The sequence below is a fragment of the Enterococcus sp. genome, assembly GCF_032555305.1.
In the GTDB taxonomy this organism is placed as follows: Bacteria; Bacillota; Bacilli; order Lactobacillales; family Enterococcaceae; genus Enterococcus_A.
Window position 1 is genome coordinate 74,163 of sequence record NZ_JAWGOQ010000008.1, and the last position, 24,057, is coordinate 98,219.

Consider the following 24,057-nt stretch of genomic DNA (forward strand, 5'->3'; position numbering starts at 1 on the left):
GTCAAATCTCCTTCAACTTCTCTAAACCTTTTTGAGCAATCGCCATATCTTCCTCGACTGATCCTCCACTGATTCCTAAGCCGGCTAGAACTTCTCCATTCACGTCTCTAATGACAAACCCGCCACCAAAGGTCACGACTTGTCCTTCTGTCAATGTTTCTAGTTGGTATAGATCTCCGTTAGGTTGAACCAGCCCTTTCAGCTCATGGGTATCTGTTTTCATCGCAACAGCAGAATACGCTTTTTTTTGCGCCAGAGACTCACTGACTAGTAATGCTCCTGGCATATGATAAAAGCTTAGAAGCTTCCCGCTTTTACTAACGATCGCCATCGATACTGGAACGCCCATTGCTATTGCTTGCTCTTCACAAGCTTGGAAAATTTTGTGATTGAGCTTCAAATAGCTCTGGTCTCGTTTCTCCCCGCTACGTTCGAGATAGCGCCGCAGGATCTCATCGATCAGCTTTTTTTCAGTCTCAGCCTGATCCTCCATCCGAGCAAAAATGTAAAGACAATCGGATAGTCGATTGACGAACTTTCTTACTTCTTCCCGCAGCTCCTCTGATTTCGATAATTCCGTTAGTAGTCGTTCTCCACGACGGCAAATCGCTCGAGCCACATGAAGCTGGGCGGATGGGAGTGTCTGTCCCGGTAAAATAAAGCTGTGCAATTCTGGTAAACGCTTCGTATATTGATCAATCCATTCTTCCATCTGGTGAATATCAGATTCTGCGATCAGTGTACTTTTCGCTTCCAGCTTCGCGATATTTTCCTTCGTTGCGATTTCTGCGTTTAATTGGAAGAGCTTATGCTGGACCCATTCTAAGTGTTGGATCGTCTCAGAATGGATGGCCGACTTCTGAGCCACACTGACTTGAGCGCAGCATTCATCAAAAGTTCCATAAGTATCCACGCGCAGATCCGATTTATCCACTCTTGTACCATCAAAAAGGCTTGTTGTTCCTTTGTCTCCCGTTTTTGTATAAATCGCCATATGTTTTCCTCAGCTCCCTATAGATCAAACGTGTCAATAATTCCAACGATTGCAAGATCAACAGCATCTGAAGGGTTCGAAAACATTTTTCTGGCAGAAGAACCGCTTGCCGTTAAAACATAATCTCCGATGCCGGCCCCCACTGTGTCGGCAGCCACTTGATGGAAGCGGATATTTTGTTGTTCGGAATTGATTGGCTGAATGATCATTAATTTCTTTCCTACCAATGATTCATCCTTTTGCGTCGAAACGACACTTCCAACTACTTTAGCCATCAGCATTGGGCAAACTCCTTTCTACAACAGCCACTTTCTTTTCCTGTAATCGATCCTTGGCCAAGTCTGTAATCAGCTGCTTTGACGTTAATAAAAGAATATGGTCCTGCGTCAACATAGCTGTTTTTTGGTAAGTAATGATCTTTTGAGGAAAAGAAATGTATTGTTTTCCTTGCTTATTCATTAATTTCACACTACATTCGTTGAATAATTCGATTGGAATCAAATCCGTGTTTGAAAAAGCCAGTTCAAAAGTCAGGTGACAATCATAGTCATAGCTTTGATACAGCCATTTCACTAAAGGATCTTCACTATCTTTTCTTATGAACCGCTCTAAAAATAGGATATCTACCTCGGTCAAATGAATCTGTTTATTGTATAAAAAACCTCGGATTCCTTGATCAATATGGGAAGGTGTGCGACAAGAAAGAAATAAGGTATTTTGTTCTCGCTGATTGATGATTGAAATAATACGCTCAACTAACTCGTCCATATTCTTACTCCCAATTCTTATTGCAGACATAGTTACTATTTAAATTGAAACATGATGCCCAATACTTACTTTGTCAATCAATGATCGGAGTAGAAGACATCGCAATTCCAATTGGTGTTACAAATTGAGGATATTTTGGTTTATAAACTGGTTGATCCAGATAATTTGAAAACTCCTTTTCAAATTCAGATAGGTAAGACGCCCCGCCGACCACATAGATCGGTTCTGTTGGATGTTTTCTTAACACAGTCGCAGTGATGTTCGCCATTCGCTGAATAACCGGTCGGCAAATAATAAAATTCTCTCGATCGCGTGCTGGATCTCGTTTGATCAGCTCCGCTTCTTCGATCGAAATTTTATAATTCCCGGCGATCACCAATGTCATATGCGTGCCGCCAGTTGGTTCATCCTCTACGATGATGGGCTGACCTTTTTTAAAAATACTGATACCGGTCGTTCCACCGCCAACATCTACTACCGCACCCTCATCTACTCCTAAAACTAATGCTGCTGCTGTTGGTTCATCGACTAGCTGATCCGCCATCATATTGGCACTCTCAATGACATTGCCAACCACTCGTTTGTTGTTGCCAACAGTTCCAGGTGGAACGGCACCTGATGCCGCCTTTAAGGCGAATCCTAATGTCTCCTCTGCTTGCATTCTTAATCGATTGACGATTTGAACAGATTTTTGATAATCAACAACCAGTCCATCCCGAATAACATCCGCATATTCAAAGGCACCAAAAACTGGTCGATCCTTCCCATCTAAAACAACCAATACAATAGAGGAAGTACCCAAATCGACTCCAACTTTATAGCCATCTTCAGGATCAAAATCCCGCACTTGCTTCGTAGTCACAAGTTCATGAAAAGATGTTAATAATTGATTGGCTTTTTCGATCGATTCCATACTTCCTCCTTTGGATTATTCACAAATAATCCGTCCTCTTGTATTTGGCTTAATATCTGCTGCATTTGCTTCATCTGTATCAACATGCATTTCTAAAACAAAATTTTTCCCCGGCCGCAATTCAACATCGTTAAAAATGGTTTTTCGCGACCCTTCAAAAATTTCGACCGAGACAACTTGACCTTTTTTTAGGTTCATCCGTTTCATGTCTTGATCATTCAAATGGATGTGACGTTTTGCCACGATCGCTGCCGGAATTGTTAGTTCCGCTGCTTCACTGCGTATCGTGATCTCAACCGCATCATCCAGGTTTCCTGACAAGCGTATCGGCGGTTGAATCCCTAGATTTCTTGCATCGGTCTTAGAAATCTCAACTTGCGAACGTTTTCGGAGTGGTCCCAAAATACGAACTCTATTGATCTCTCCTTTTGATCCAACCAAAGTCACCGTTTGTTTTGAGGCAAATTCTCCCGGTTGTTTCAAAGGCTTTAATGGCTCAATCACCTCATTCGGAAATAAAATAGTAAAATGTTCTTCCGTTAGATGTATGTGTCGGTTAGAGATGCCGATTGGAAATGTTTCTGCTTGCATCTCCAATAACACTTCACGAACAATTTTTTTTATTTCCTCAATGCTGTAATTATTCATTGCCTACTTTTGGCTTAGGTACTAGAATATCGTCCACATCGCGATGCGGTCTTGGGATCACGTGAACGGAAACCACTTCTCCCACTTTTTCAGCTGCTGCACAGCCAGCATCTACTGCGGCTTTTACTGCACCTACATCTCCACGAACCATCACAGTAACTAATCCAGAACCGATTTTTTCAGTTCCAACCAGTGTTACATTCGCTGCCTTAACCATTGCATCGGCTGCTTCTACCGCTCCGACTAATCCTTTTGTTTCAATCATTCCTAATGCATCATTCATGTCTTATTCCTCCTAATTCGTATCAATGAAATTATTTTTCAAAGGGCGAAAAATAAGTCTCATGCTCATCACGTATATCATCCAACTAAACTGCCAATGCTATATTTTCATATACAGCAAATGATTCTTATAGATTTTGTAAAACTGGCAAAGTTGGACTGACATCCTAATTCGTATCAATGTTTACTTCTTCTTTTTTGGCTCGGAAGATTTCTTTGAACCTTTCGACGGACTCTTTTTCTTTTTAGGTCCTTCTTTAGCTGGTTCTTTCTTGACCGGTACCTCTGTGACTGGTTTTTCCTTCACAGATTCTTCCTTGACTGTTTCTTCTTTGATCGGTTCTTCTTTAGCCGGTTCTTCCTTAGTTGGCTTCTCGACTTCCGGTCTTTCGATTAGTTGTGGCTTCTCTTCAACTTTTTCCGGTTCTGATACAACAGGTTCAGTCACTGGCTCTGATTTCTCAGCAGGTTCAGTTGTATCTGAAACCTTGGTCTCCTTCTTGAAGAAAAAATTCTCTAAATTATTGGCTGGTCGAGGAATCACCAGCGCAGATAGAAATACGTTATGTTGAACTGCTTTAGCTTTACCGGCATCTACCGCTGCCTTCACAGCGCCAACATCACCAGCTACCTTCACAGTCATCCAGCCGAACCCTTTGGCCTTTTCGACACCTAAGAGCTCCACGTTTGCCACTTTGACCATCGTATCCGATACTTCAATCGCACTAGCCAAGCCTTTTACTTCAACTAGGCCAATTGCTTGCTTCATACTTTCACCTCCATAGGATCAATTGAGTTGAATGGCACACCCTTTACTAAACGTGCCGCATTTCCGCCAAAGCGTTTTAAGATTAATGGCGGACAAGTTACAACTCGTTGAATCGATTGATAAGGAGTTTCTGGTGCCAAGTTTTTATAATGAAGGGCTACTTCATTGTTTACATAGCCGATTCCAACGTTTAACGAAGAGGTATTTGCCGCAATATAAGCAGCCTCCGTCGCTGTTGAGAAATCTCTTTGTTCAATAGAAAAAGGAATCTTCTCCTCCTCCAAACCATAAAGTACATATTGAATATCATTCATTGACGAAGTTTTAGAATGATAGATCAATATCACTGGTCGAACATTTAAATCAAGCTCCATCGAATCCCTCCCTCAAATAGGAAAGAATCAACCCGGTCGCTACAGCATTTCGCGGACCTTCGATTTGACGAATATTTCCGCGTCCTGCGACTAATCCATAATGAGAGAGTGCATTCGTGACGATCTGAGGTATTTCAAAGTCTAATGCTGATCCGCCAACAATCACCACAAATGGAATGTCTCGAATGCTGCCAGTTGGACTTACTCGCCGCAATGCCCGTAACGCGTTCGTCACAAAGACCCGTTCTTTTGCTGTTTGGCGAACGATGCGAATTTTTTCAATCGAATCATCCCCCGGAATTGGCACATAACCATCTGGTGTTACAACAACCACTTTGGCAAACAAAGATGGATCTAGTGGATCGTCAAAGAATTGAACGGAGCCATCCTCATGTCGAATATAAAAAATATTTTCTACTTTTGCTAATGGATATTTCTTGATATCCTCAGCCAAATACACATCTTCTAATCCTAATTCCGACTGGATCAGCATCGTAACCATATCACCAGCACCCGCCAAATGAGTCGCTACGATCCTTTCATCCTTCTTAATAATAGAAGCATCTGTCGAACCAGCACCTAGGTCTAAAATTGCCAATGGGGCGGAAGTTCCCGGTGTCGTCAACGCACCTAAGATTGCTGCTTCAGCTTCTGCGCCACCGATTTCAACTTTTATTCCCAGATCCTGTTGAATTTCATCCGCAATTTTTGACATCTGTAAATGATCTGATTTGACCATTGATGCGATCCCAACAGCTTGTTCCATCGAAAATTCACCAGCCAAACCACCCTTGACGCTGATCGGCACGAAAGTATCTACCGCTAATAAATCTTGAATAAAGATCTCATTCACGGGGCGGTCTGTCAGTTCTGCCATTGTTAAACGAACTTTTTCTAACATGCCACCAACATTTGTGCCTGATTCTCCGGTAACATTATCGATCACTTCGAAAGCCGAAACGGCCTCCATAATCTTTTCAGCTCCAGCAGAAATTCCTACAGTGCTACGGCGATTCCCGCCAGTAATCTCAATTTTCCCAGCAGGAATTGTACGTGCTTTGACATCGCCTTTTGGTGTTTTAATCACAACTGCAGAACGATTTCCAATTAAGGCACGTGCAACTGGAACGATGTTTTTCGTTGCCTCTGAATCAAGGTCAAAGACTGTGGCAATCCCATAAGGATTTGATAATTGTGAAACACCACGGCCTGTTTCAGCTACTTCGACTGCTGCCAGCATATTGACAGGAACCTTATCAATGTAAGAAACTTCATCAACGATCGGAATCTTATTGTTCAGGCGGTTGTTTACTAAAACACCATCATCTGATTGCATGATTGCAGCAGTAATGAGATAGCCATTTGCAGCAAATTGATTTATTTGGCGTGCCACATCGTCAAAATCAAAAGATTTCTTGATGATCAAAATATAAGGAGTATCCTTTTGGGCAAGCTTTTCAAATTCACCAAAGCGCAGCGTAGTCCCAACGCCCAATCCCAAACCGCCTGGCGTTTTAGGATTATGACCGATCATGGTTGATTCTGTAATGATCGTCTCTGTAATTGTTTCCATCGCCACATCACCGATAACCGGAGTTGCCTCATTGATTCGAATCAGATCGATGTCTTCAACCTTTAAACGATTTTTGAAGCAAGCCTCATTGATCGCCTTATAGACTCCAAATAAATTTTTCTTCGTCCCTTTTATTCCGGTCGTGTCCGCAATTGCTGATTCTAGGAATCGGACATGTTGATGGTCATCTATTTCAACCAAAGCAACTTCAGTTGAGGAATTTCCAATATCAATCCCAATTACACGTTTCATCATTCATTGCTCCTCTTCCTGAAATTCCGAACTAGAAATTAGTTATCGCCCTTAAGTTTTTTCCGTTTTTCATAATGCTCAGCCGCTTCACGAATATAGCCGGCACTGATTGTTGCATTATATTTTGTTTCCAACTCAGTTGCGATATCTAATAATTCTTGTTTGCTTGAACGGTAAGGGCGTAACGCATTATACATTTCTAACACGCGTGCATCAGGAACAGCAGTCAACTCAGACGCGCGATCAAAGTTATTCGCGATTGTTTTTCTGCCAGCACTTGTCGCAATTTCCCCTTGTGCTTTTAAAATACGAGGAGTAATTTTTAAATCATCTGGTGTTAGTGATCCATTCAAAACATTCTCTAATGTAATATCGTCTAATGTTTTGCCAGTATTTGTTTTGATCCAATCCGGGTGATTTTTCGCGATTGGATAATCAGCAACAGTTGCTGTGCCAGTATTAACTGGATTTTCCGGTGCTGCGCTTCCTGCACCGTTATTCATATCTTTTAAGATTCCTCGAACCAAACTCTCGATAGATTGCTCATTCATTCTAGTCACCTCACTATAAAGTTACAGAAATTTCTTCTGCTGGTTTTCCGATTACTACATGCTTTGTTTCTTTAATATGAAGCAAAGCTGATAAAGCTTGATATTTTGGTCGAGCCATTTGGTCATTCATCATTGGCACTGGGTTTGGAGACTCACCCTTAGCATACTTCGCGGCATTTTTCCCCATCGCACGATATGTTTCTAAATCAATCAGCGGTGCTTGCGGGAACAGCTCTAGATTTGATAACGGCTGCAAGTCTTTCTGATGAATGATGGAGGTTCCTTTTGATTGGATTGCCACACAAACACCTGAACCAGATAGTTTATCTCCTTCAACACCTGCAAAGGCAACATCGGAAGTACGATACACCTTAACAACCCGAGCTTTTAAGCCTTCTTCTTCAATTCCGGCAATAACTTGTTTCAAAATTTCTTTGTGTGGTACGCCTAAAATATTGGTCGTTTGCGACTCTGCAAAGGCTGGAGCCACGGCAATAACTACTTCATCCTGAGAATTTCCTGGTTGAGCCACACCGACAGATTTAAACCAATCAGATGATGCAGCAGGTTCTGCTTTTGGTTGTTCAAACGCAACAGGTTGATCTCCTGTACTTGCTTCCATTTCAGATAAAACTTCTTTAATAATGGAGCGCAAAAGATTTTCATTCAGTTCTGTCATTTTTACTCCTCCTTAAATATCTTTCGGATTGATTGCTTTAGGGATCGCTTTTACTTTTTCCCATTCGGAACCATCAAGGCGGTAACCTGTTCCTGGTCCGGCATAATCATTTTTGTCATTGACAGCAGAGATTACATTCCAATCCGCATCAAATATTGAAGAAGTTTGTAAGAAATCTCCAGCAACACGTTGTTTCAACAGACTAAGCAAGCTTTGAGCTACATCTTCGAAACCGCTATCCGATAAGCCTTTTACAAGATCCAAACCTGTCTTACCTTGTGTTAACAGCTCTTGAGCCGCCTTAATATCTTGAACCATGTCACGTTCTGGCATGTCCTGTGATCCGCGAGCATAAGTCGCAGCTTCTACTTCTTCATCCGTGATCGTTGGCAAGCCTAATTTATCAAATAATCCTTGTAATGCTCTTGCTGCTTTATTTCTGATTGCAATAACATCTTCTTCACTAACTGGCCGCAATCCGCCATCTACCTTCAGGTCACGTTGGATAACATTGTAGTCATCGAAATCATCTGCATCGAAGTTTGATCCAGCAAACATGTTGTCGTAGTTTGGTGTTGCTGAATATCCTGATGAAATGAAGTCAGTTCCTGGCAAGAACTGCATCAACAGACGAGCCGTTCTGCGAATATCTGAATGTGAGAAGGTTTGGTCATTACCTGAAGCTACTTCCAAGTCAAGCAGCATTGCAATCAAGTTTTCTGCTAAGATAGCCCGAATCCCTGAAGGAACTGCTCCTGGAACACCAATACAACTGATTGAACCATTTTGTAAGCCTTGAACCCCTGCTGCTTTTGTTAAGAAGATACAGCGTGTTTCAAGATAAAGCATGGATTTGCCTTCTGCATAACCCATTTGTACTTCTGATCCAGTTCCCGAAGTAAAGCGCATTTTCAGACCCCGTGAAGCATAACAAGAAGCTAAGAAGCCTTTAGACCATGGCGTGTCATCTCCATCGGTAAATACTTGTTCTGTACCATATACAGAAATTGTTTCCGCATAAGCGGTAAATCCGCGCATTCCTAAATCAAGTTCAGTCGCTTCTTCCAATGAACATTGAGTCAGAACACCTGGACGACCTGTTTGTGAACCAACCATGATTGCCACTGCGTTAAATGGCGCATAACGAGCCACGGCAACTGTCGTTTCTTGTTCATCAAAGCCACGTAGAGCGCCTTCAGCCGCATCTGCCGCAATTTGTACAGGATTGTCCCGCACGTTTGTCACGTGTGATTGTGTCGTAGGACGACGACGTGCCCGCATTTTTTGAACGGCCATCATCATTTCAACTACGTTCATGTAGCCAACAACTTCATTCAATTTACCGGGTGTAGCTGCGGTAGTTAATTGAACGATTTCTTCCCGAGAGATGTTTGGATCGACGATTTTGTTCGCTAACTCTTTAGAAGGAATCGCCATTACTTCTTCAGTACGGGTTAAATCAATTCCGTATTGAGCAATATATGAATCGATCAAATCAAAGTCGGCTTTGTCTTTTCCATCTAGTTCAACCACTTCGCCATTAACGATCTTGATACTTGGCTTAGGGTCATTAGGGCTTTGCATGGCAATTAAGCCTTCCTCTACCCATTCATCTACGAAACCATCTTGATTGACCGGTCTTTTTTCTAGTTCTTCAAATCGTTTTGATTTCATCTATTTTTCACTCCCACTTTTAAATGTATGATGGTTGATCATTTTTAGGCGTACTTCCCATTGTTCCCAACAATTGGCAACCAATATCGCGAGCTGAAATAATCGCTTGACGAACAGCTCCAGAATCACCTGTAATTGTCATCGTTACCTCATTTGAGAAGCTTTGTCCATTTTGCGGAGTAGCGTAAGATACTACGTCAACATTGGCAGATTTCAACGCCGTATCAGCCATTACAACACCAATTGCGGCAGGAGCGCCAACTAAAATCCCGAATGCTTTTCCAACAGGGGCACCAAATACTTTATTGCATGCAAAACTAGCACGTGCTGTATATTGACATTCGATATGCCCTGCTTCATTTCCATATACATCGCCAAACGTACGAGTATCTACTTCTTTCAACGTAACTTCTACTGCACGTTTCACATCAGATACATCATCGCCGCCAAAGATCACGATCGAACCATGACCAGCTCCGCCTTTTGTGTCCCGAGGCATTTCGATAAGGATAACTTCTGTGTTTGTTGCTTTTACAGCTTCATCAGCCGCCATAATATGAGGTCCGGCACCAGTACGGGCACCAACAATTCCGATTGAACGATATTTTTTCTCTAGTTTCATTGTTTCTAATAAGGATGAATCTACGTTAGCAATTACTAACCCAATCGTATCTCCAAACTCTGTAGCTCCTACGTATTCAGTCAATGCACATTGCTTTTCAATCATTTTTTGATCTCCTCCGTTAGTGGTTTTCATCTCATTTCCTGTTTCCATTTTTGCGAGCACGCGCTTCATGATCTCATCGATCTTTTGATCTGTGTTTGCCATCAGCTATCCCACCCTTTCTATTCTGACTTAGGGAGCAAGCCTTCAACTTCAGTATGTGGCCGTGGAATAACATAATTAGAAACAACTTCTCCTACTGCGTCCGCCGCAGAAACACCTGCATCAACTGCTGCTTTGACCGCTCCTACATCTCCTCGTACCATCACAGTGACTAATCCAGAGCCAATTTTTTCCGTCCCAACTAAGGAAACATTCGCAGCTTTTACCATCGCATCAGCTGCTTCGATCGCACCAATCAACCCCCTAGTTTCTATCATTCCTAGCGCTTCCTGTTGCATAAAACATACCTCCTAATTATTTTGATAGCACTTACATTTATAATGATAAACAAAAAAGATAGAACAAATTTGTCCTATCTTTTAGTCGGATTAATTCCAATGTTAAAATTTTGTTGTAGAAAAGTGTCAAGACATCATCAAACAAGCCTTAATCAGTGGTCAATTAAGTTCAAAAAATATCAATATTTTGTCTTCTGCTGGTCAAAATAATGTTATTGGTCTAAACAAGATTTAAAATAAAATTATGTTCTGGTAAAATGATAGATGACTAGGAGGCGCTTACATGGAAAATATTAGTACATTGAATTCGCACAGTTCCTTGCAACTTTCCAAAACCATCCAAGATTTTGCACTTGCCGCAGATTTCGGCTCAGTACTTGTTGATATACATGGAAAGGAAACTTCCGACCTTTATAATTTCTCGCCTTTTTGCCAGTTGATGCGATCCAACCCAGAGTTTAAATCACTCTGTCAGAAATGTGACGCATTTGGTGGTTTAGAGGCTTCCAAAAATGGTAATCCTTGTATTTATCGTTGTCACGCTGGACTCACTGATATTTCATTACCTATTATTAGCAATAATCAATTAATCGGATTCGCCTTATTTGGTCAAGTAGAGATCACCGATGACACAAAAAATCCATATACCCGTATCCACCCGATCGTCACTCATTGGGAAACTTCTCCAGAATTGCGCCAAGCTCGAAAAAAAGTCAAGACGGTCAATACTACTCAAATCGAATCAGCAGCTGCCCTACTAAAAACAATTGGCGACTATCACTTCAATGACACTGAACCTCGTGATCAAATTAAATTTAACTTTCACACAGCCAAGAAGGAAACGAAAGATTCAATTAATTCAAAAAATGATGAGATTCGCAAAGCGATTTCTTATATTGATACGAATTTAACGACGAACTTAACGCTTGAAGATGTCGCGAATCATGTTTACCTAAGTCAGTTCTATTTCAGTCGCTTATTCAAAAAGGAAATCGGTGTTAGCTTTATTACTTACTTAAATCAGCAACGAATTGAACAAGCAAAAGTTCTTTTGACCCAATCCAATTTGAGTATTAAATCGATCTCACAAAATATCGGATACTCACAAACCAGCTATTTCTGCAAGATCTTCAAAGAACTTGTTGGCATGACTCCCGTCAACTATCGAAAAATAAAGTAATTATTCTAAACAGCCGGTTCACGGCTGTTTTTTTGCCTATGTTCCCAGACGATTTCACTAGTATCAATTTTTATGCTATACAAACTGCGAAAAGTAGAACTCGCAAAAAAAGTGAGGTGCCTGAAAGACACCTCACCAAATAAACATCATTATGACTTTTTTTGGTGAAATAACTCTCCCAATACAATTATCTCAGCAAAAGGGCAGGTATCCTGACTTCGCTTCATCCTCCATCTCGCCTTCCCGAAAGTGGCTTTTTGAGATTTTGTCTGCTTATACAGTAGAAAGGGGCTGCCAAGGATTCACACCTTGTTCCCTGTCCCGAATGCTCTTATTCAATTCTTTGCGTTTTTATAATACATCATATTGAATGCGCTGTCAAAAACCATCTGCTAATAAAAATTCTTTTAGACTCGTAAGACCATCTTTATTCATCGCAGATAATGAAAATACTTTTCTGGCTCCAGCCAAGCGCAGTCTTTTTTGTGCCAAATCAAGATCAGCCTGACTATGCTCTAAATCTGTTTTTGTAATAATCCCGATCATTGGCTTCGTAAATCGTGATGAAAAGTATGGTGGAAAATAGTTCTGGCTGCTGTGAATGCTCTGAACGATCGCGATACAATCAGCGCCGACAGCCGAGCTTACCAAAGCATTATAATAGAAACGATTTTCCATGAATTCTCCCGGTGTATCGATCACGTTGTCTGTAAAATAGACCTGCTGCGTCTTATGATATTTTACTTCCCAGTCATTTAGGATCTGCATCAGAGTGGTTTTTCCTGATCCAGTCTCTCCGATAAAAATGATTCGTTTCATAGCTAAGTCCTAGTAATCTCTGGAATATCAAAATCTAAGATGTTTGCAAGCGAACTTATTACCTGCTTTAACGCAAATTCAACGGACGATACTTCCCCGATAATCACCACTGCCCCACTGAACCGATCCATAAAACCAATCGAAACATTTCCCGACTTTTTGGCAATATCTGCACCAATAATCGATGCTTCACTAGGAGTAATCGTTAAAATCCCGATCGCATCACCGGTATGTTCAAGACCAAGCTTTTCGAAGACTTCCTGATTGGCATGAGGAATCAAATGAGCAAGTGTGACCTGTTTCCCGGGAACGTATTCTTGAATGGAACGTTCGATATTTCGTTTTTCGCTCATAGACAGTCACTCTCACTTTCATAAAAAGTGTAGCATAAAAAAATAGCATAGTTTTGTTCTGATACAACAAAATTATGCTTTCAGATTTCTCATCTGATCATATAGAAAAAAGCCTTTGCCGGTTTATTGGCAAAGGCTAAACTATCTATTTACTTAACCGTTCTACATCGCGAGCGATCATTACTTCTTCATCGGTCGGAATCACATATACTTTCACGCGAGAATTTTCAGTTGAAAGTTCTGCTTCTTTTCCGTGGATGCTCTTATTGATTTCTTCATCGATCTCGATGCCGAACCAAGTTAGATTTTCTAATACCATGCGGCGAACAGGGTCAGCATTTTCACCAACACCCGCAGTGAAGACAATCGCATCTACACCGTTCATGACTGAAATATATTGAGCAATGTATTTACGGATACGATCACAGTAAATGTCTAATGCCAAGATTGCATCTTCATTGCCTTCTTCAGCGCCGTTTTCGATGTCGCGCATGTCACTTGAGATACCTGTCAGTCCCAAAACGCCTGATTTTTTATTCAGCACGTCAATCATTTCATTGATATCTTTGATACCTGCTTTTTCCATTAAGTATGGTAATAAAGAAGCATCGATATCACCAGCACGTGTCCCCATGGTCAGACCCGCCAATGGAGTAAAGCCCATTGAGGTATCGACTGATTTTCCGCCTTCAACAGCAGTCACTGAACCGCCATTACCGATATGAGCAGTAATGATCTTCGTTTCTTCAATTGGTTTGCCTAATAACTCTGCGGCGCGTTCTGAAACATAGCGATGACTTGTTCCATGAAAACCATATTTACGAGCTGCGTATTTATCATAGTATTCTTTTGGAATACTATACAAATAATTTGTAGCTGGCATAGTTGCATGGAAAGATGTATCAAATACTGCTACGCTGGTCACGTTTGGTAAAATATGACGGAAAGCTTTAATCCCCATTGCATTTGCTGGATTGTGCAACGGTGCAAACTCACTTAACTCTTCAATTTTCGCTAAAACATCGTCATCAATCAAAACAGAATCCTTGAAATATTCTCCGCCGGCAACAACACGATGCCCAACACCTGTGATTTCATCAAATGATCCGATGATTTTTAATTCAATCAATTGATCTAATAACATTTGAACCGCAACTTCGTGGTCTTTGATGTCTAAAATCTGTTCGAATTTTTGTCCATCGCCATATTTGATCGTGAAGATCGAATCACTCAAACCAATCCGTTCTACGATTCCTTTTGCGATTACTGATTCTTCAGGCATCTGATAAAGCTGCCACTTAAGACTTGAACTACCTGCATTGATTGCGATTGTTTTTGACATTTTGACTCTCCTTTTTTCTTCTTTTGGACTGATATTTTTTATAGTTGAATTGCTTATCGCTCATAGAGCAGTTTTATAAATTAGAAGACTTCCAGTCTTCGAATTTTTTGAAAAATTCTGTTACTTGCGCTGGATCTTTTAATGAAGGTAAATGCACGAGTAAGACTTTTTCCGCCTGCGCAGCTGTCTCACCCTTTTTCTGCAAGAGTAAAATACTTTTACGTGAATGTTCGGACTTAAATAATTCATCCGGTAATTGGATGATTCCTTGCAATAGTACTTCCTCTTTTAACCATTTCTGCAACAATGGACCTTGCTCGGTCTCTAAGAAGTTGCTCGGCACTAAGAACAAACCAAAACCAGCAGGTTTCACGTAATTCATGGCTTGTTCCATCAGCAGATGATGGGCGTAGCTGTGTTCTTTTTCAGAATGTGTCACAAATTTCTCTGCTTGCTGATCGTTCGGGTAGTAGCCTACTGGAAGATCCCCAATTACATAGTCCACCGGGTCGACCAATAAATCTTGCAAACTATCTTGATGATATAACTTTATTTCTTCTTCCATCAGCAAACTGTCTGAAGCAGCAATTGCTAGTAAAGTCTCATCATTATCCACGCCGACTCCTTTTACAGAATAGTTAGCCGCCTGTAAATTAATTAACGTAGTCAGCAGTAAATTTCCCATTCCCACAGTGATATCTAAAATATCTATGGCTTGATCTTTTTTCAATGTTAGCTGTTCAATCAAAAAGACAAACAAGAAACCGATACTATCCGGAGTCAATTGATGATTGGGCTGTAAGCTTTCCGTTTTTGATCCCTTAAGCAAAATCAATTGGGTCAACTTGCGCCATTCTTCTTTTTCTAGCCCCAGCTCTAGTAACTCTTGATAAAGTTTCTCGATTTTTGCCACTGTAGCTGCATCTGGTTGTTGATCAAGCACACGTACTTTTGCATTGTCAACTAAGTTCTCCGTATTTTCGATGTAAGCGTCAAAAAAAGAAGTTCCTAGTGAATGCTGCAATGTGATGATCGCTTCTTCCATTAAAGAAAAAGCTGTCTCAATTTTTTCTGGATTCATCTTGCACCTCACATACTAATATAACACTCACGATACCTGTTCTATTTTAGCGAACATAATCCAATTAATCAATCGCTTTCTTTCTTTTATCATCGATTTCATAATTCTTCATAAAAGTATCATTATCACTATATTATCCTTCATTCACTTAATCATTCAAGCTATATCAATCAGATGAATTTGATGTGTTAATATTTTCATAAAAAAGATAGGTTTTCTCTTTCATTTTCACAACTATTTTCACTCGATTCTCCTCAGTATCGTAGACTAGCTCACCTTTGTTAAAGTTCCATATTCCATTTTTATTTTTTAACTCAGGATAATCGGCTAAAAAAAGTTCTTTAGCTATTTTTGCTTCATACAATTGTTCGGTACGTGAGACTAAATCCGCCGTTTGATAGTAACTGGTGGTTAGATTCAAGAGCAAAAAACTGAACAAAAAAATAGCCAATAAGACGGATAGCAACACTCCGCCTTGGCTATTCAAAGATCCACGTACCTTCTTTTTGTTTCCCGTCAGTAAAAGTAACGGCAAAGTCCACTCCATGATTTTTTTCTTGGCAAACAAATTTGCTCACTCCCGTCAATAAAGGCTGGTAGCCATCAGATTTTATTATCTGCTCTTGATACTTTCTGATTGTAATTGTTTTTTTGCCATCTCTGCTCTTAGTCAAAATTTCCTGTGACGTAGTTTTGAGATATTCTACATCATTTAGCTCATTATCCAGCTGCAGCAAAAAAATTTCCCACTCCAATTGATGATAGCCGCTGAGGGATTGTTCCATTTTGTGTGCATGCTGAATCAAGCCCGAGAGCAGTAGTAGAGTACCACTCAGCATCATAAGTGCTACCATGCTTTCTAACAAAGTGAAACCACTATTTTTTGGCAATCACTATCCCTCCCTGCTGGTTTGAAGCCACCCCATTTGTCAAAGATACTTCAATCTGCGGCTTCAGCGACTCCACTGAGTGTAGCCGGCAACGTCTAGTTTCGGTGTAAAGATCACGATAATTTTCGAGATTAGCTAAGCGTTGTTGGCTCTCTCTCTGCATTTTAGTCGTTACCCCGAGATAGCTTGTTACAATAATCAATAAAATAGCTAAGCTGATCAAACTTTCTAATAAGATATACCCCTTATTTCCTTTCAAATCGACCACTTCCTAATTGAAATTGATAGGTGATTGGCTGCCCTTCGTCAACAAATACCACTTTGGGGATATTCCCATTTCCAGGCTGATTCGTTGAAATGTTCCCAGTCCCAGCTTTGAAATCGATCGTATGGCTACTGCCAAGCTTGATAGATTTAGGAACTTCTAAGTTTTTCCATGGTAATTCTGTGTGACCGGTATAAAAAACAATTAACTGGGAACTATTATAAAGATAGATTCTAGTTAATTTATGATCTGCGATAGCGACTTGCTGCAAATGTAAAATTGATTTCTCAAACTGATAATAAAAAAATACTTTTTCCAATCGGCTTTGCCAACTCTTTAGTGCGATCGTTGGCAGCAGGATGAAACTACTCACCAATGCTAATACGATTAGAGTTTCGATCAAAGTAAAGCCGCCTAAGCTATTTATTTTTTTCATATATATCATATTGTTCTTGACTGACATACTTCTCACTAACTAATTCGCCCTCATTCGGCTTCCGACCATAATCTAACTCAAAAACCTCTATCTGTGTCTGAACAACTTTAACGATAGCTGCATCACTTTTTTTACTTGCGCTATCTTTTTGACTCATAATTTTCGGTACAAACAACAACAAAAGCAAGCTGATTACAAATAGAACAACCAACATTTCCAACAAAGTAAATCCTGAAAGCTTCTTCTTCACAGTATTCCCTCCAAGTTTGTTAAAGGCAGGAGCATCGTTAAATACAAACTGACAATCAAAAGAGCCACGATCAAAAAGACGAGTGGCTGCAGCCAAGAACACAAAAATTCCAATTGATTAAAAAAGCGACGCCAGACTAATTGACTATAGGTTAGTAATTCTTTTGCTAGATTTCCGCGAGCTTCTCCTTGAAAGACGATCCGACTGAATTCTTTGGTTAAAAAAGGATATCGCTTTAGTTCCTCTGCCAGAGTATTTCCTTGTCCTAAACGCACCTTTAGATCAGCTGCCAGTTCCTGCATCAAGGATTTCCCATCGATCACCAGCAAGCATTCGATGATCTGTTGCAACTCCAGTCCCTGTTGAAAAAGCTTTCCCCACTCTAATGCAAAGTAAGCAGAATAATAATTACTGAACAAAGAGCCAATAAGCGGTATTTTTGCTAAGAAACGAAAGCGTACCAAATAGTCCTGTCGCTTACCCCAGCTTTGCCATCCTAGAACCAAGAAAAGTAAAAGAATGATCATGCCCAATCCAATTAATGGCACTGATTCAATCAATTGTACTGAAAAATCTTCTGCTCGAATCATACCGCTGTCTAATAGTTGAGGAAGCAAGAAAAAACGCATTCCTAATAAAATGACAATTAAAAAAACGAGTAAAAGCAGTGGATACGACACAGCCTTTAAAAAATTCTCCCGTTGACGCTGTACCAGACGCATTTGTTCTGCGATTCCTAATAGTGTTTGGGAAAGATTCCCATGAGATTCTGCTAATTCGATCTGCAATACTTGATCATTCGAATAATTCATTTGGGAGAAACTCGCTGCTAAACTTTTTCCTTCATGAAGGTCTTGTTGAACCGTATCCAAAATGGACGAATCAAAAAGATTCGCGTTAATAAAAAAATCAAAAGCCTGTTGTAAACTAAAACCATTTTCTAACAGGTCCCCTAAGAGATGGACAAAATCAATCCGTTGCTTCCTCGTCATTTTGTTTTTGCGCCACACGACTTAACCCTTCTTCCCAAGTAAACTGCAGGTTCTCTTGATAAAAATGATAGCTAGTCAACAACCCCACTGTGTCATTAACTGACTTCAGTTCTTGATAAACGATACCTTGCAAACACTCTTTTAGCAGTGAAGCTTCACCGCCTAACTCATAAATCCTTGCATGGGCTGATTCCAAACTAGAAGCATGCAAAGTTGCATAAACGCAATGACCTGTTAATGCTGCTCGGATCGCACCCTGAATCGTTTTCGTATCACGAATCTCTCCAATGATCAGAACATCGGGATGATGTCTTAAGGACAACTTGATTAATTCATCGTAGCTCTGGTAAATTTTTTCATTTACTTGCAGCTGTAAAAAGTCCGGTTCTTCAATTTCTACAGGATCTTCAATCGTGATTACCTGTCCATCCATCTCACGTGCCAGCTTATACATCAAGGTCGTTTTCCCAGAACCGACAGGACCGCAGAATAAATATAATCCCCGTCTCTTCGTATGTTTCTGGAGTATTTCAAGTTGTTCAGCTAGATGATAAACCTCTGGGCTGCGTCCAAATTGATGCAAAAAACGAACAACTAAACTTTCTTGCTGCAAATAATTTCCCACAGTAGAGAGCCGCAATCGTTGTTCTCCATGAGGCAAGGAGTAGGAGATCGCACCCAGTTGGGCCTTTCTTTTTTCACTGACATCCATTTGACCCAAGTATTTGAACCGATTGATCAACTGCAGGGCCGTAACCACACACAATTCATTATCAACATAGGATAGATTCGAGTTTTTATGCTCATAGAAGGGGCCTCTCCGAAAAAAGTAGCGGTACTTTTCTCCTCGAGGTAACAAATATAAATCCTGCATTTGATGTTCGAAACCATATTGAATCAACTCGTCTGAAAACTGTTCAATCTCCATTCCTTTCACCTCTAAAAATAAGATACGTAAAAGAAATCCAAATAATCAAAAAAAGAAGATAAGCTAAAAAAAATCAGCTCATCTTCTCAATAATTATTTTTTTGTTTTATCTTGAAACCGTGCTTCCACTCGATAAATCCGTTGACCTTTGTTGGAAAATTTTTCTTCATATTCTGTCATTATATTACCTTCGTAGGTACTTTCATGTAGGTCCAACCAAACTTGTTCAAGTATCATCCCGTATTTCGAGAAGCTGCTTAATGAATACTCGAATAGTCCTTGATTATCCGTTTTAAAATGAATCTCCCCAGCAGGACGTAAGATTTCTTCATCCACCGCTAAAAAACTTGGTGATGTTAGGCGACGTTTTTCATGCTTTTTCTTAGGCCATGGATCAGAAAAATTCAAATAAATTTGATCCACTTCACTATCAGCGAAATAGTTCGTTAACTCTGAACCATCGACATGCAGCAGCTGTAAATTAGGTAATTCTGCTTCAATCAGTTTATCCAATGCCAGAGAGAGAACACTGACTTGCATCTCTACACCAATATAGTTGATATCAGGATGAGCCTTCGCCATACCAGTAATGAACTGGCCTTTACCCATGCCGATTTCAATATGAATTGGATGATCGTTTCCAAAACGTTCGGCCCAGCGCCCCTTCCACGCTTCAGGTTCTTGTACAACATATTCTGGGCGAGCTGCCAGCATTTCTGCAGCACCCGGACGATTTCTAACTCGCATAGTTCTCCTCCAAAAAAACGATTCTATTATCTATTTATCTTTTTCATTATTATAAGAAGTTTATCAATAAAACTCACAGCCACTACGGCTGCCTGTATTCATTTTTATATCTGTCCAAACTAAAAGCTGAACGAAACGTTCAGCTTCCAGCAAAAATTCGTTTTAATTGTAGAATTGATTGATTCATATGGTGAAATTCTTGCCGTTTGTATTGACGAGCAATCTCTAATAGTAAACTCATTAGACCGTACCAATAAATTCGTTCCATATTGTCATCCGTTGGACGGATTCCGTAACGGACGAGCCATTTGCTCCAGCTAGATAGCGGAACATAGTTACCTAAGATCGTGCCGATATCTAATGCCGGATCGGCAAACATTACCGAGTCCCAATCGACTAAATACAGATAGTTTGAACAAACTAACCAGTTTCGATGATTGACATCGCCATGCACGACTGTATAGTTTTTCTTAGCGTAAGTCGGAATATTTTTCTTCAAATAATCATAGACTAATTCTATAAACGCATTTTGCTCGATCATTGTCGGTAAATTTGCTTCGTAATCAGCTAACAGCTGCTGAGGTGAAACTTGACGTCCCCCCATTTTCTTCAACATCACTTTCAATGAAGGCGAGTGATGCAAATGATACAATACATCCACCACATCATTCCGACGTGGTATTTCTTCTGGTTCAAGAATTCGACCGTCCAACCATTCCTGAGCAGTCAAAGTATCACCATTCCCTGTCCGTTTGATCCAGACTAGTTTTGGTGCGATTCCTTCACGAGATAAAGCCGCCAACATTGGGGTGGTATTTCGTTTAATGAAGACGCGATCTTCGTCACGATAGCCGATATACGTTTTTCCCGTATCGCCTTTGATCGGCTGCACACGCCAGTCACTATCCAACTGAAACTCCATTCCCAAGGCCCTCCCCTAGCATTTTAAACGTATTTACTATTGTAGTCGGGGAAGGTCGCTTCGTCAAGGGCATGTATGTTCTTCTTTGATTATTTTTCATCACGATGCGCCTGCACTGCTAAATTCACTGCTTCGATATAGGCGTTTAGGATTTTCTTCGTCATTTTTCCTGGCATCCCATCACCGATTTTATGATCATCAATCTCAATAATCGGCATGATCTCGGCTACTGAACTTGTTTTAAAGCATTCGTCTGCCGCCAATAATTCCTCTTTCGTGAAGGTTTCTTCTCTCAGTTCGATACCCAATGCGTTTACCAATTCGCGAATTTTTATCTTCGTGATTCCCGGCAAAACCAAATTCCCGTCTGGATGTGTGTAAAGCACCTCGTCTTTCACCATCCATAAGTTTGATGCTGAGGCTTCCGTCACATTCCCATCCCGGACCAAAACCGCTTCATCATATCCTTTTTGTTGCGCTTCATCCAACGCTAAAACATTTCCTAAGAGGCTGATTGATTTGATATCGCAATGCAGCCAGCGTTTATCTTCTACAAAACCAGCGCGGATACCAATATTTTGTTTTGCGCTTGGCCGTGAAGCTGGTTGAATATCAGCCACCAAAACTGGCTGAACTTCTTTAGGATCAGGAAAATTATGCAGACGTGGTTTTGCTGTACCATGAGTCACTTGAAAATAGACCCGTGCATTTTCCAATCCAACCTCATCTGCGAGACGATGCAAGCGTTGACTCAGTTCTTCCTTTGTAAATGGAAGTGTCATGCGGATTTTTTCTGCGCTAGTCCACAGCCGGTCCAAGTGTTCTTTTTCTGTGTACATATAGCCATCATAAATACGAATAACTTCATAAATACCGTCGCCAAATTGGTAGCCGCGATCTTCCAAATCAATTTTTACTTCTGATTCATCTACGATCTTTTCATTCCACAATACCTTCATCCACTAATCCTCCATTTTCTTTATTCTTGCTGGGAGATAGAACCAAGCAAACAAACCGATTTCGATTAAAAGTAACATAAGTAAGACCAAACTTCCAATGATTGACAAATGCACCAAACTACACAATGTAAAGATGAACGCTGCAGCAATCAATAAGATCACTATTAAGCGTTGTAAAGCTGCTTTCTTAAACTTTTTCTGAACGGGATAAAGCTGCGTCGCACTAATATAATCAAACTGACTATATAATGGGATCATTTGAAAGCCGATCAGGTAAATAAACAACAGACTGACCCCTACGACAAAACGAAAATCATTTAGTGAGAAAAGCAAGACGCCCCCCACGGTCAACAGCCGAAAGAATAATCCGCCAAACTCTGCACCACGCAACGCTCCGCGAGCAAATAAGTAGAGATAGGTATTTTCTTGTTTGAAAGAAATTCTTGCTAACAGGCTGTCTAAATATTTTCTTCGGCGAACCTTTGCTTCAACTTCTGGAACATCTGTAAATAAATTAATGAACTGATAGATTCGATGCAACCGAGCATTTTCCTGATCAATCATTTTACTCCAATCCAACAATCGATCTTTTTCTTGAGTCAAAGTAATGAATCCAAAGGTCAAAGCTAGTGCTACGATACTCCCGAGCCAAGCCGTCACATATAAACTCAGAAAAATCGTTACACCGCTTGTGATAAACCACATTAAGGTCAATCTTCGCGTTTCTTCATGTGTTCTTTGATAACAAGCCAGGCGTTGAATCCGCAGATTTCCAAGCTTCAAACACCAAAGCATAACTAAATAGAAGAAAAAATTGATAAAACTGACCTGTTTGGCTAGAACAACTAGCGGCAATAACGCTCCGCAAACAAGCAGCTCTACTACGAAAGGAAAAGCCAGCGAATGGCGCAAGCCACGTGACAGATAGCCACCCATTTCTTTTTCCTTTGGCAATAAAAAGGTCATATCGGCAGGCTCCACTAACGTCGCTAACTTACCAAACGGTAAAATCAGCCACCAGACGATACCAACGATCGGCAGACTCCAAGGAAAATCCGGCGGTAATTGCTTTAAGATATTTGAATAATAAAAGGCTAGCCCGCCAACTAAGAACAAGCACACCAAAACAAAATGATCATTCAGTACATAACGCATGTATTTCATCATTTTTTTCTGGTGGCGTTGCCGCCTTAATAGAAAAAAATCATGCATGTTCTTTCTCCTTTGTCAGCGCGATATAGATTTCATCTAAGGAAGAACCTGGTAAATTGAACTCCGTTTGCAGCTCCTTCAAAGTTCCTTGTGCACGAACTTCTCCTTCATGCAAAACGACAAAGCGATCACAATATTTTTCCGCTGTTGCCAGGATATGGGTGGACATTAAGATCGCGGCACCCTGCTCCTTCATCGTTACCATTAATTCCAGTAATGCATTGATTGCTAAGGGATCCAACCCTAAGAAGGGTTCATCAATGATATACAGACTAGGTTGAATCAAAAAGGCGCACAGAACCATTACCTTCTGCTTCATTCCTTTAGAAAAATTCACTGGAAACCAGTCTAAACGATTTTCCAAACGGAAGGTTTTTAACAACGACTCTGCTCGCTGCATCGCTTCTTCTTTAGGAATACCATAAGCCATCGCGGTTACTTCAATATGCTCCCGTAATGTTAACTCTTCATATAAAGAAGGTGTTTCAGGAATATACCCAATCTTTTTGCGGTAATTTTCCGGATCATGCTGCAAGGTCAGCTCATCGACTGTGATCGTTCCCTTCTGTGGTGCTAACAAACCAATGATATTTTTGATCGTGGTGGATTTTCCTGCCCCATTCAAACCGATCAAACCAATCATTTCTCCATTATGGACATCAAAACTAATATCTTTTAAAACAGGCAAATGGCCATAGCCGCCTGTAACATGCTGAATTGCTAAGCTCATTATTTTCCTCCTAGTTCGTAATAAAGATTTCTATCTTAATAAAAACATTCTGATTCTCTTAACGTAAACAGTCACCCTAAGTGTACACTCATCATTCTTCTGACCCTGCCAAAAATTTGAATAACTGACAAATCCAGAATATCATCCTGATTCATATCCATGTCTAATTGTTTTATTCCATTTAATAGGGATCAGCCAATTTCATAGTTAACATTATAGCAGAATCCAACAAATATTTAATCTTCTCCTGACCTTTTCCAGCACAAGTATAACAAGTTATGGTAAAGTAAAAGAAGAATTTACGGTCGACAGCTTGCTTATCTTTTTGCAGCAGCGACTCAAAATAAAT

General features: G+C 40.4%; 31 protein-coding genes and 1 riboswitch. Of the genes, 1 reads left to right on the forward strand and 30 read right to left on the reverse strand.

Annotated elements, in window-relative coordinates:
* Position 1: 1 nt before the first annotated feature.
* From E6139_RS07990 to E6139_RS08055, 14 genes are all read right to left on the reverse strand, one after another.
* Positions 2 to 994 carry a cob(I)yrinic acid a,c-diamide adenosyltransferase gene (locus E6139_RS07990; protein ID WP_316402529.1) on the reverse strand — a complete coding sequence of 331 codons (993 nt, stop codon included), beginning with the start codon at positions 992 to 994 and terminating at the stop codon, positions 2 to 4.
* 17 nt (positions 995 to 1,011) lie between these two features.
* Positions 1,012 to 1,275, reverse strand: coding sequence for a EutN/CcmL family microcompartment protein (locus E6139_RS07995; RefSeq protein ID WP_316402530.1), 264 nt, complete (start codon positions 1,273 to 1,275; stop codon positions 1,012 to 1,014).
* Positions 1,262 to 1,762 (reverse strand): PduM family microcompartment protein, encoded by a 501-nt coding sequence (gene pduM, locus E6139_RS08000; RefSeq protein WP_316402531.1) that lies wholly within the window; start codon positions 1,760 to 1,762, stop codon positions 1,262 to 1,264. Before pduM ends, E6139_RS07995 begins: the two co-directional genes overlap by 14 nt.
* Before the next feature lie 73 nt (positions 1,763 to 1,835).
* Entirely contained in the window at positions 1,836 to 2,675 is an 840-nt protein-coding gene (eutJ, locus tag E6139_RS08005; RefSeq protein ID WP_316402532.1) for an ethanolamine utilization protein EutJ, read from the reverse strand.
* A gap of 15 nt (positions 2,676 to 2,690) precedes the next feature.
* Complete coding sequence (gene pduL, locus E6139_RS08010) at positions 2,691 to 3,323, reverse strand: phosphate propanoyltransferase (protein WP_316402533.1); 633 nt, start codon at positions 3,321 to 3,323, stop codon at positions 2,691 to 2,693.
* Positions 3,316 to 3,606 carry a BMC domain-containing protein gene (locus E6139_RS08015; RefSeq protein WP_316402534.1) on the reverse strand — a complete coding sequence of 97 codons (291 nt, stop codon included), beginning with the start codon at positions 3,604 to 3,606 and terminating at the stop codon, positions 3,316 to 3,318. Before E6139_RS08015 ends, pduL begins: the two co-directional genes overlap by 8 nt.
* A 183-nt stretch (positions 3,607 to 3,789) precedes the next feature.
* Positions 3,790 to 4,374, reverse strand: coding sequence for a BMC domain-containing protein (locus tag E6139_RS08020; protein WP_316402535.1), 585 nt, complete (start codon positions 4,372 to 4,374; stop codon positions 3,790 to 3,792).
* Positions 4,371 to 4,748 (reverse strand): glycerol dehydratase reactivase beta/small subunit family protein, encoded by a 378-nt coding sequence (locus E6139_RS08025; protein ID WP_316402536.1) that lies wholly within the window; start codon positions 4,746 to 4,748, stop codon positions 4,371 to 4,373. Before E6139_RS08025 ends, E6139_RS08020 begins: the two co-directional genes overlap by 4 nt.
* A complete protein-coding gene (locus E6139_RS08030) occupies positions 4,738 to 6,573 on the reverse strand; it encodes a diol dehydratase reactivase subunit alpha (RefSeq protein ID WP_316402537.1) in 1,836 nt (611 codons plus the stop codon). The genes E6139_RS08025 and E6139_RS08030 overlap by 11 nt, the downstream gene beginning before the upstream one ends.
* 38 nt (positions 6,574 to 6,611) lie before the next feature.
* On the reverse strand, positions 6,612 to 7,124 hold the full coding sequence (locus E6139_RS08035; protein ID WP_316402538.1) for a diol dehydratase small subunit: 513 nt from the start codon (positions 7,122 to 7,124) through the stop codon (positions 6,612 to 6,614).
* Between the two features lie 13 nt (positions 7,125 to 7,137).
* On the reverse strand, positions 7,138 to 7,803 hold the full coding sequence (locus E6139_RS08040) for a propanediol/glycerol family dehydratase medium subunit (RefSeq protein ID WP_316402539.1): 666 nt from the start codon (positions 7,801 to 7,803) through the stop codon (positions 7,138 to 7,140).
* A gap of 12 nt (positions 7,804 to 7,815) precedes the next feature.
* Positions 7,816 to 9,477, reverse strand: coding sequence for a propanediol/glycerol family dehydratase large subunit (locus E6139_RS08045; RefSeq protein WP_316402540.1), 1,662 nt, complete (start codon positions 9,475 to 9,477; stop codon positions 7,816 to 7,818).
* 19 nt (positions 9,478 to 9,496) lie between these two features.
* Entirely contained in the window at positions 9,497 to 10,306 is an 810-nt protein-coding gene (pduB, locus tag E6139_RS08050) for a propanediol utilization microcompartment protein PduB (RefSeq protein WP_316402541.1), read from the reverse strand.
* A gap of 17 nt (positions 10,307 to 10,323) precedes the next feature.
* The gene (locus E6139_RS08055) at positions 10,324 to 10,602 is read right to left on the reverse strand and encodes a BMC domain-containing protein (RefSeq protein ID WP_316402542.1); all 279 of its coding nucleotides are present in this window, start codon (positions 10,600 to 10,602) and stop codon (positions 10,324 to 10,326) included.
* A 283-nt stretch (positions 10,603 to 10,885) separates the two neighbouring features.
* On the opposite strand from E6139_RS08055, the gene E6139_RS08060 reads away from it, so the two are divergent.
* Positions 10,886 to 11,782, forward strand: coding sequence for a PocR ligand-binding domain-containing protein (locus E6139_RS08060; RefSeq protein WP_316402543.1), 897 nt, complete (start codon positions 10,886 to 10,888; stop codon positions 11,780 to 11,782).
* Positions 11,783 to 11,966: 184 nt separating this feature from the next.
* Positions 11,967 to 12,141: riboswitch (cobalamin riboswitch) on the reverse strand.
* Between the two features lie 19 nt (positions 12,142 to 12,160).
* On the opposite strand, the gene E6139_RS08065 is transcribed toward E6139_RS08060, so the two are convergent.
* The 16 genes from E6139_RS08065 to E6139_RS08140 form a co-directional block, all read right to left on the reverse strand.
* Positions 12,161 to 12,601 carry a EutP/PduV family microcompartment system protein gene (locus E6139_RS08065; protein WP_316402544.1) on the reverse strand — a complete coding sequence of 147 codons (441 nt, stop codon included), beginning with the start codon at positions 12,599 to 12,601 and terminating at the stop codon, positions 12,161 to 12,163.
* 2 nt (positions 12,602 to 12,603) lie between these two features.
* Positions 12,604 to 12,954 carry a BMC domain-containing protein gene (locus tag E6139_RS08070; protein ID WP_316402545.1) on the reverse strand — a complete coding sequence of 117 codons (351 nt, stop codon included), beginning with the start codon at positions 12,952 to 12,954 and terminating at the stop codon, positions 12,604 to 12,606.
* Positions 12,955 to 13,099: 145 nt separating this feature from the next.
* Complete coding sequence (locus E6139_RS08075) at positions 13,100 to 14,296, reverse strand: acetate kinase (RefSeq protein WP_316402546.1); 1,197 nt, start codon at positions 14,294 to 14,296, stop codon at positions 13,100 to 13,102.
* Positions 14,297 to 14,369: 73 nt separating this feature from the next.
* Entirely contained in the window at positions 14,370 to 15,377 is a 1,008-nt protein-coding gene (locus E6139_RS08080) for a class I SAM-dependent methyltransferase (RefSeq protein WP_316402547.1), read from the reverse strand.
* A gap of 166 nt (positions 15,378 to 15,543) precedes the next feature.
* Entirely contained in the window at positions 15,544 to 15,864 is a 321-nt protein-coding gene (gene comGG / locus E6139_RS08085) for a competence type IV pilus minor pilin ComGG (RefSeq protein WP_316402548.1), read from the reverse strand.
* On the reverse strand, positions 15,857 to 16,267 hold the full coding sequence (gene comGF, locus E6139_RS08090) for a competence type IV pilus minor pilin ComGF (RefSeq protein WP_316402549.1): 411 nt from the start codon (positions 16,265 to 16,267) through the stop codon (positions 15,857 to 15,859). Before comGF ends, comGG begins: the two co-directional genes overlap by 8 nt.
* Positions 16,254 to 16,535, reverse strand: coding sequence for a competence type IV pilus minor pilin ComGE (gene comGE / locus E6139_RS08095; RefSeq protein ID WP_316402550.1), 282 nt, complete (start codon positions 16,533 to 16,535; stop codon positions 16,254 to 16,256). The genes comGF and comGE overlap by 14 nt, the downstream gene beginning before the upstream one ends.
* Positions 16,513 to 16,935 (reverse strand): competence type IV pilus minor pilin ComGD, encoded by a 423-nt coding sequence (comGD, locus tag E6139_RS08100; protein ID WP_316402551.1) that lies wholly within the window; start codon positions 16,933 to 16,935, stop codon positions 16,513 to 16,515. The genes comGE and comGD overlap by 23 nt, the downstream gene beginning before the upstream one ends.
* Before the next feature lie 16 nt (positions 16,936 to 16,951).
* The gene (comGC, locus tag E6139_RS08105; RefSeq protein WP_316402552.1) at positions 16,952 to 17,218 is read right to left on the reverse strand and encodes a competence type IV pilus major pilin ComGC; all 267 of its coding nucleotides are present in this window, start codon (positions 17,216 to 17,218) and stop codon (positions 16,952 to 16,954) included.
* Complete coding sequence (gene comGB, locus E6139_RS08110) at positions 17,215 to 18,210, reverse strand: competence type IV pilus assembly protein ComGB (protein WP_316402553.1); 996 nt, start codon at positions 18,208 to 18,210, stop codon at positions 17,215 to 17,217. Before comGB ends, comGC begins: the two co-directional genes overlap by 4 nt.
* Entirely contained in the window at positions 18,188 to 19,138 is a 951-nt protein-coding gene (comGA, locus tag E6139_RS08115; RefSeq protein ID WP_316402554.1) for a competence type IV pilus ATPase ComGA, read from the reverse strand. Before comGA ends, comGB begins: the two co-directional genes overlap by 23 nt.
* A gap of 93 nt (positions 19,139 to 19,231) precedes the next feature.
* Positions 19,232 to 19,885 carry a tRNA (guanosine(46)-N7)-methyltransferase TrmB gene (gene trmB / locus E6139_RS08120; RefSeq protein ID WP_316402555.1) on the reverse strand — a complete coding sequence of 218 codons (654 nt, stop codon included), beginning with the start codon at positions 19,883 to 19,885 and terminating at the stop codon, positions 19,232 to 19,234.
* 139 nt (positions 19,886 to 20,024) lie between these two features.
* A complete protein-coding gene (locus tag E6139_RS08125; RefSeq protein WP_316402556.1) occupies positions 20,025 to 20,807 on the reverse strand; it encodes a phosphotransferase family protein in 783 nt (260 codons plus the stop codon).
* A gap of 89 nt (positions 20,808 to 20,896) precedes the next feature.
* Positions 20,897 to 21,766 carry a D-amino-acid transaminase gene (dat, locus tag E6139_RS08130; protein ID WP_316402557.1) on the reverse strand — a complete coding sequence of 290 codons (870 nt, stop codon included), beginning with the start codon at positions 21,764 to 21,766 and terminating at the stop codon, positions 20,897 to 20,899.
* A 3-nt stretch (positions 21,767 to 21,769) separates the two neighbouring features.
* Positions 21,770 to 22,978: an ABC transporter permease gene (locus E6139_RS08135; RefSeq protein ID WP_316402558.1), complete on the reverse strand. Its 1,209-nt coding sequence runs from the start codon at positions 22,976 to 22,978 to the stop codon at positions 21,770 to 21,772.
* On the reverse strand, positions 22,971 to 23,708 hold the full coding sequence (locus tag E6139_RS08140) for an ABC transporter ATP-binding protein (RefSeq protein WP_316402559.1): 738 nt from the start codon (positions 23,706 to 23,708) through the stop codon (positions 22,971 to 22,973). Before E6139_RS08140 ends, E6139_RS08135 begins: the two co-directional genes overlap by 8 nt.
* Positions 23,709 to 24,057 lie beyond the last annotated feature (349 nt).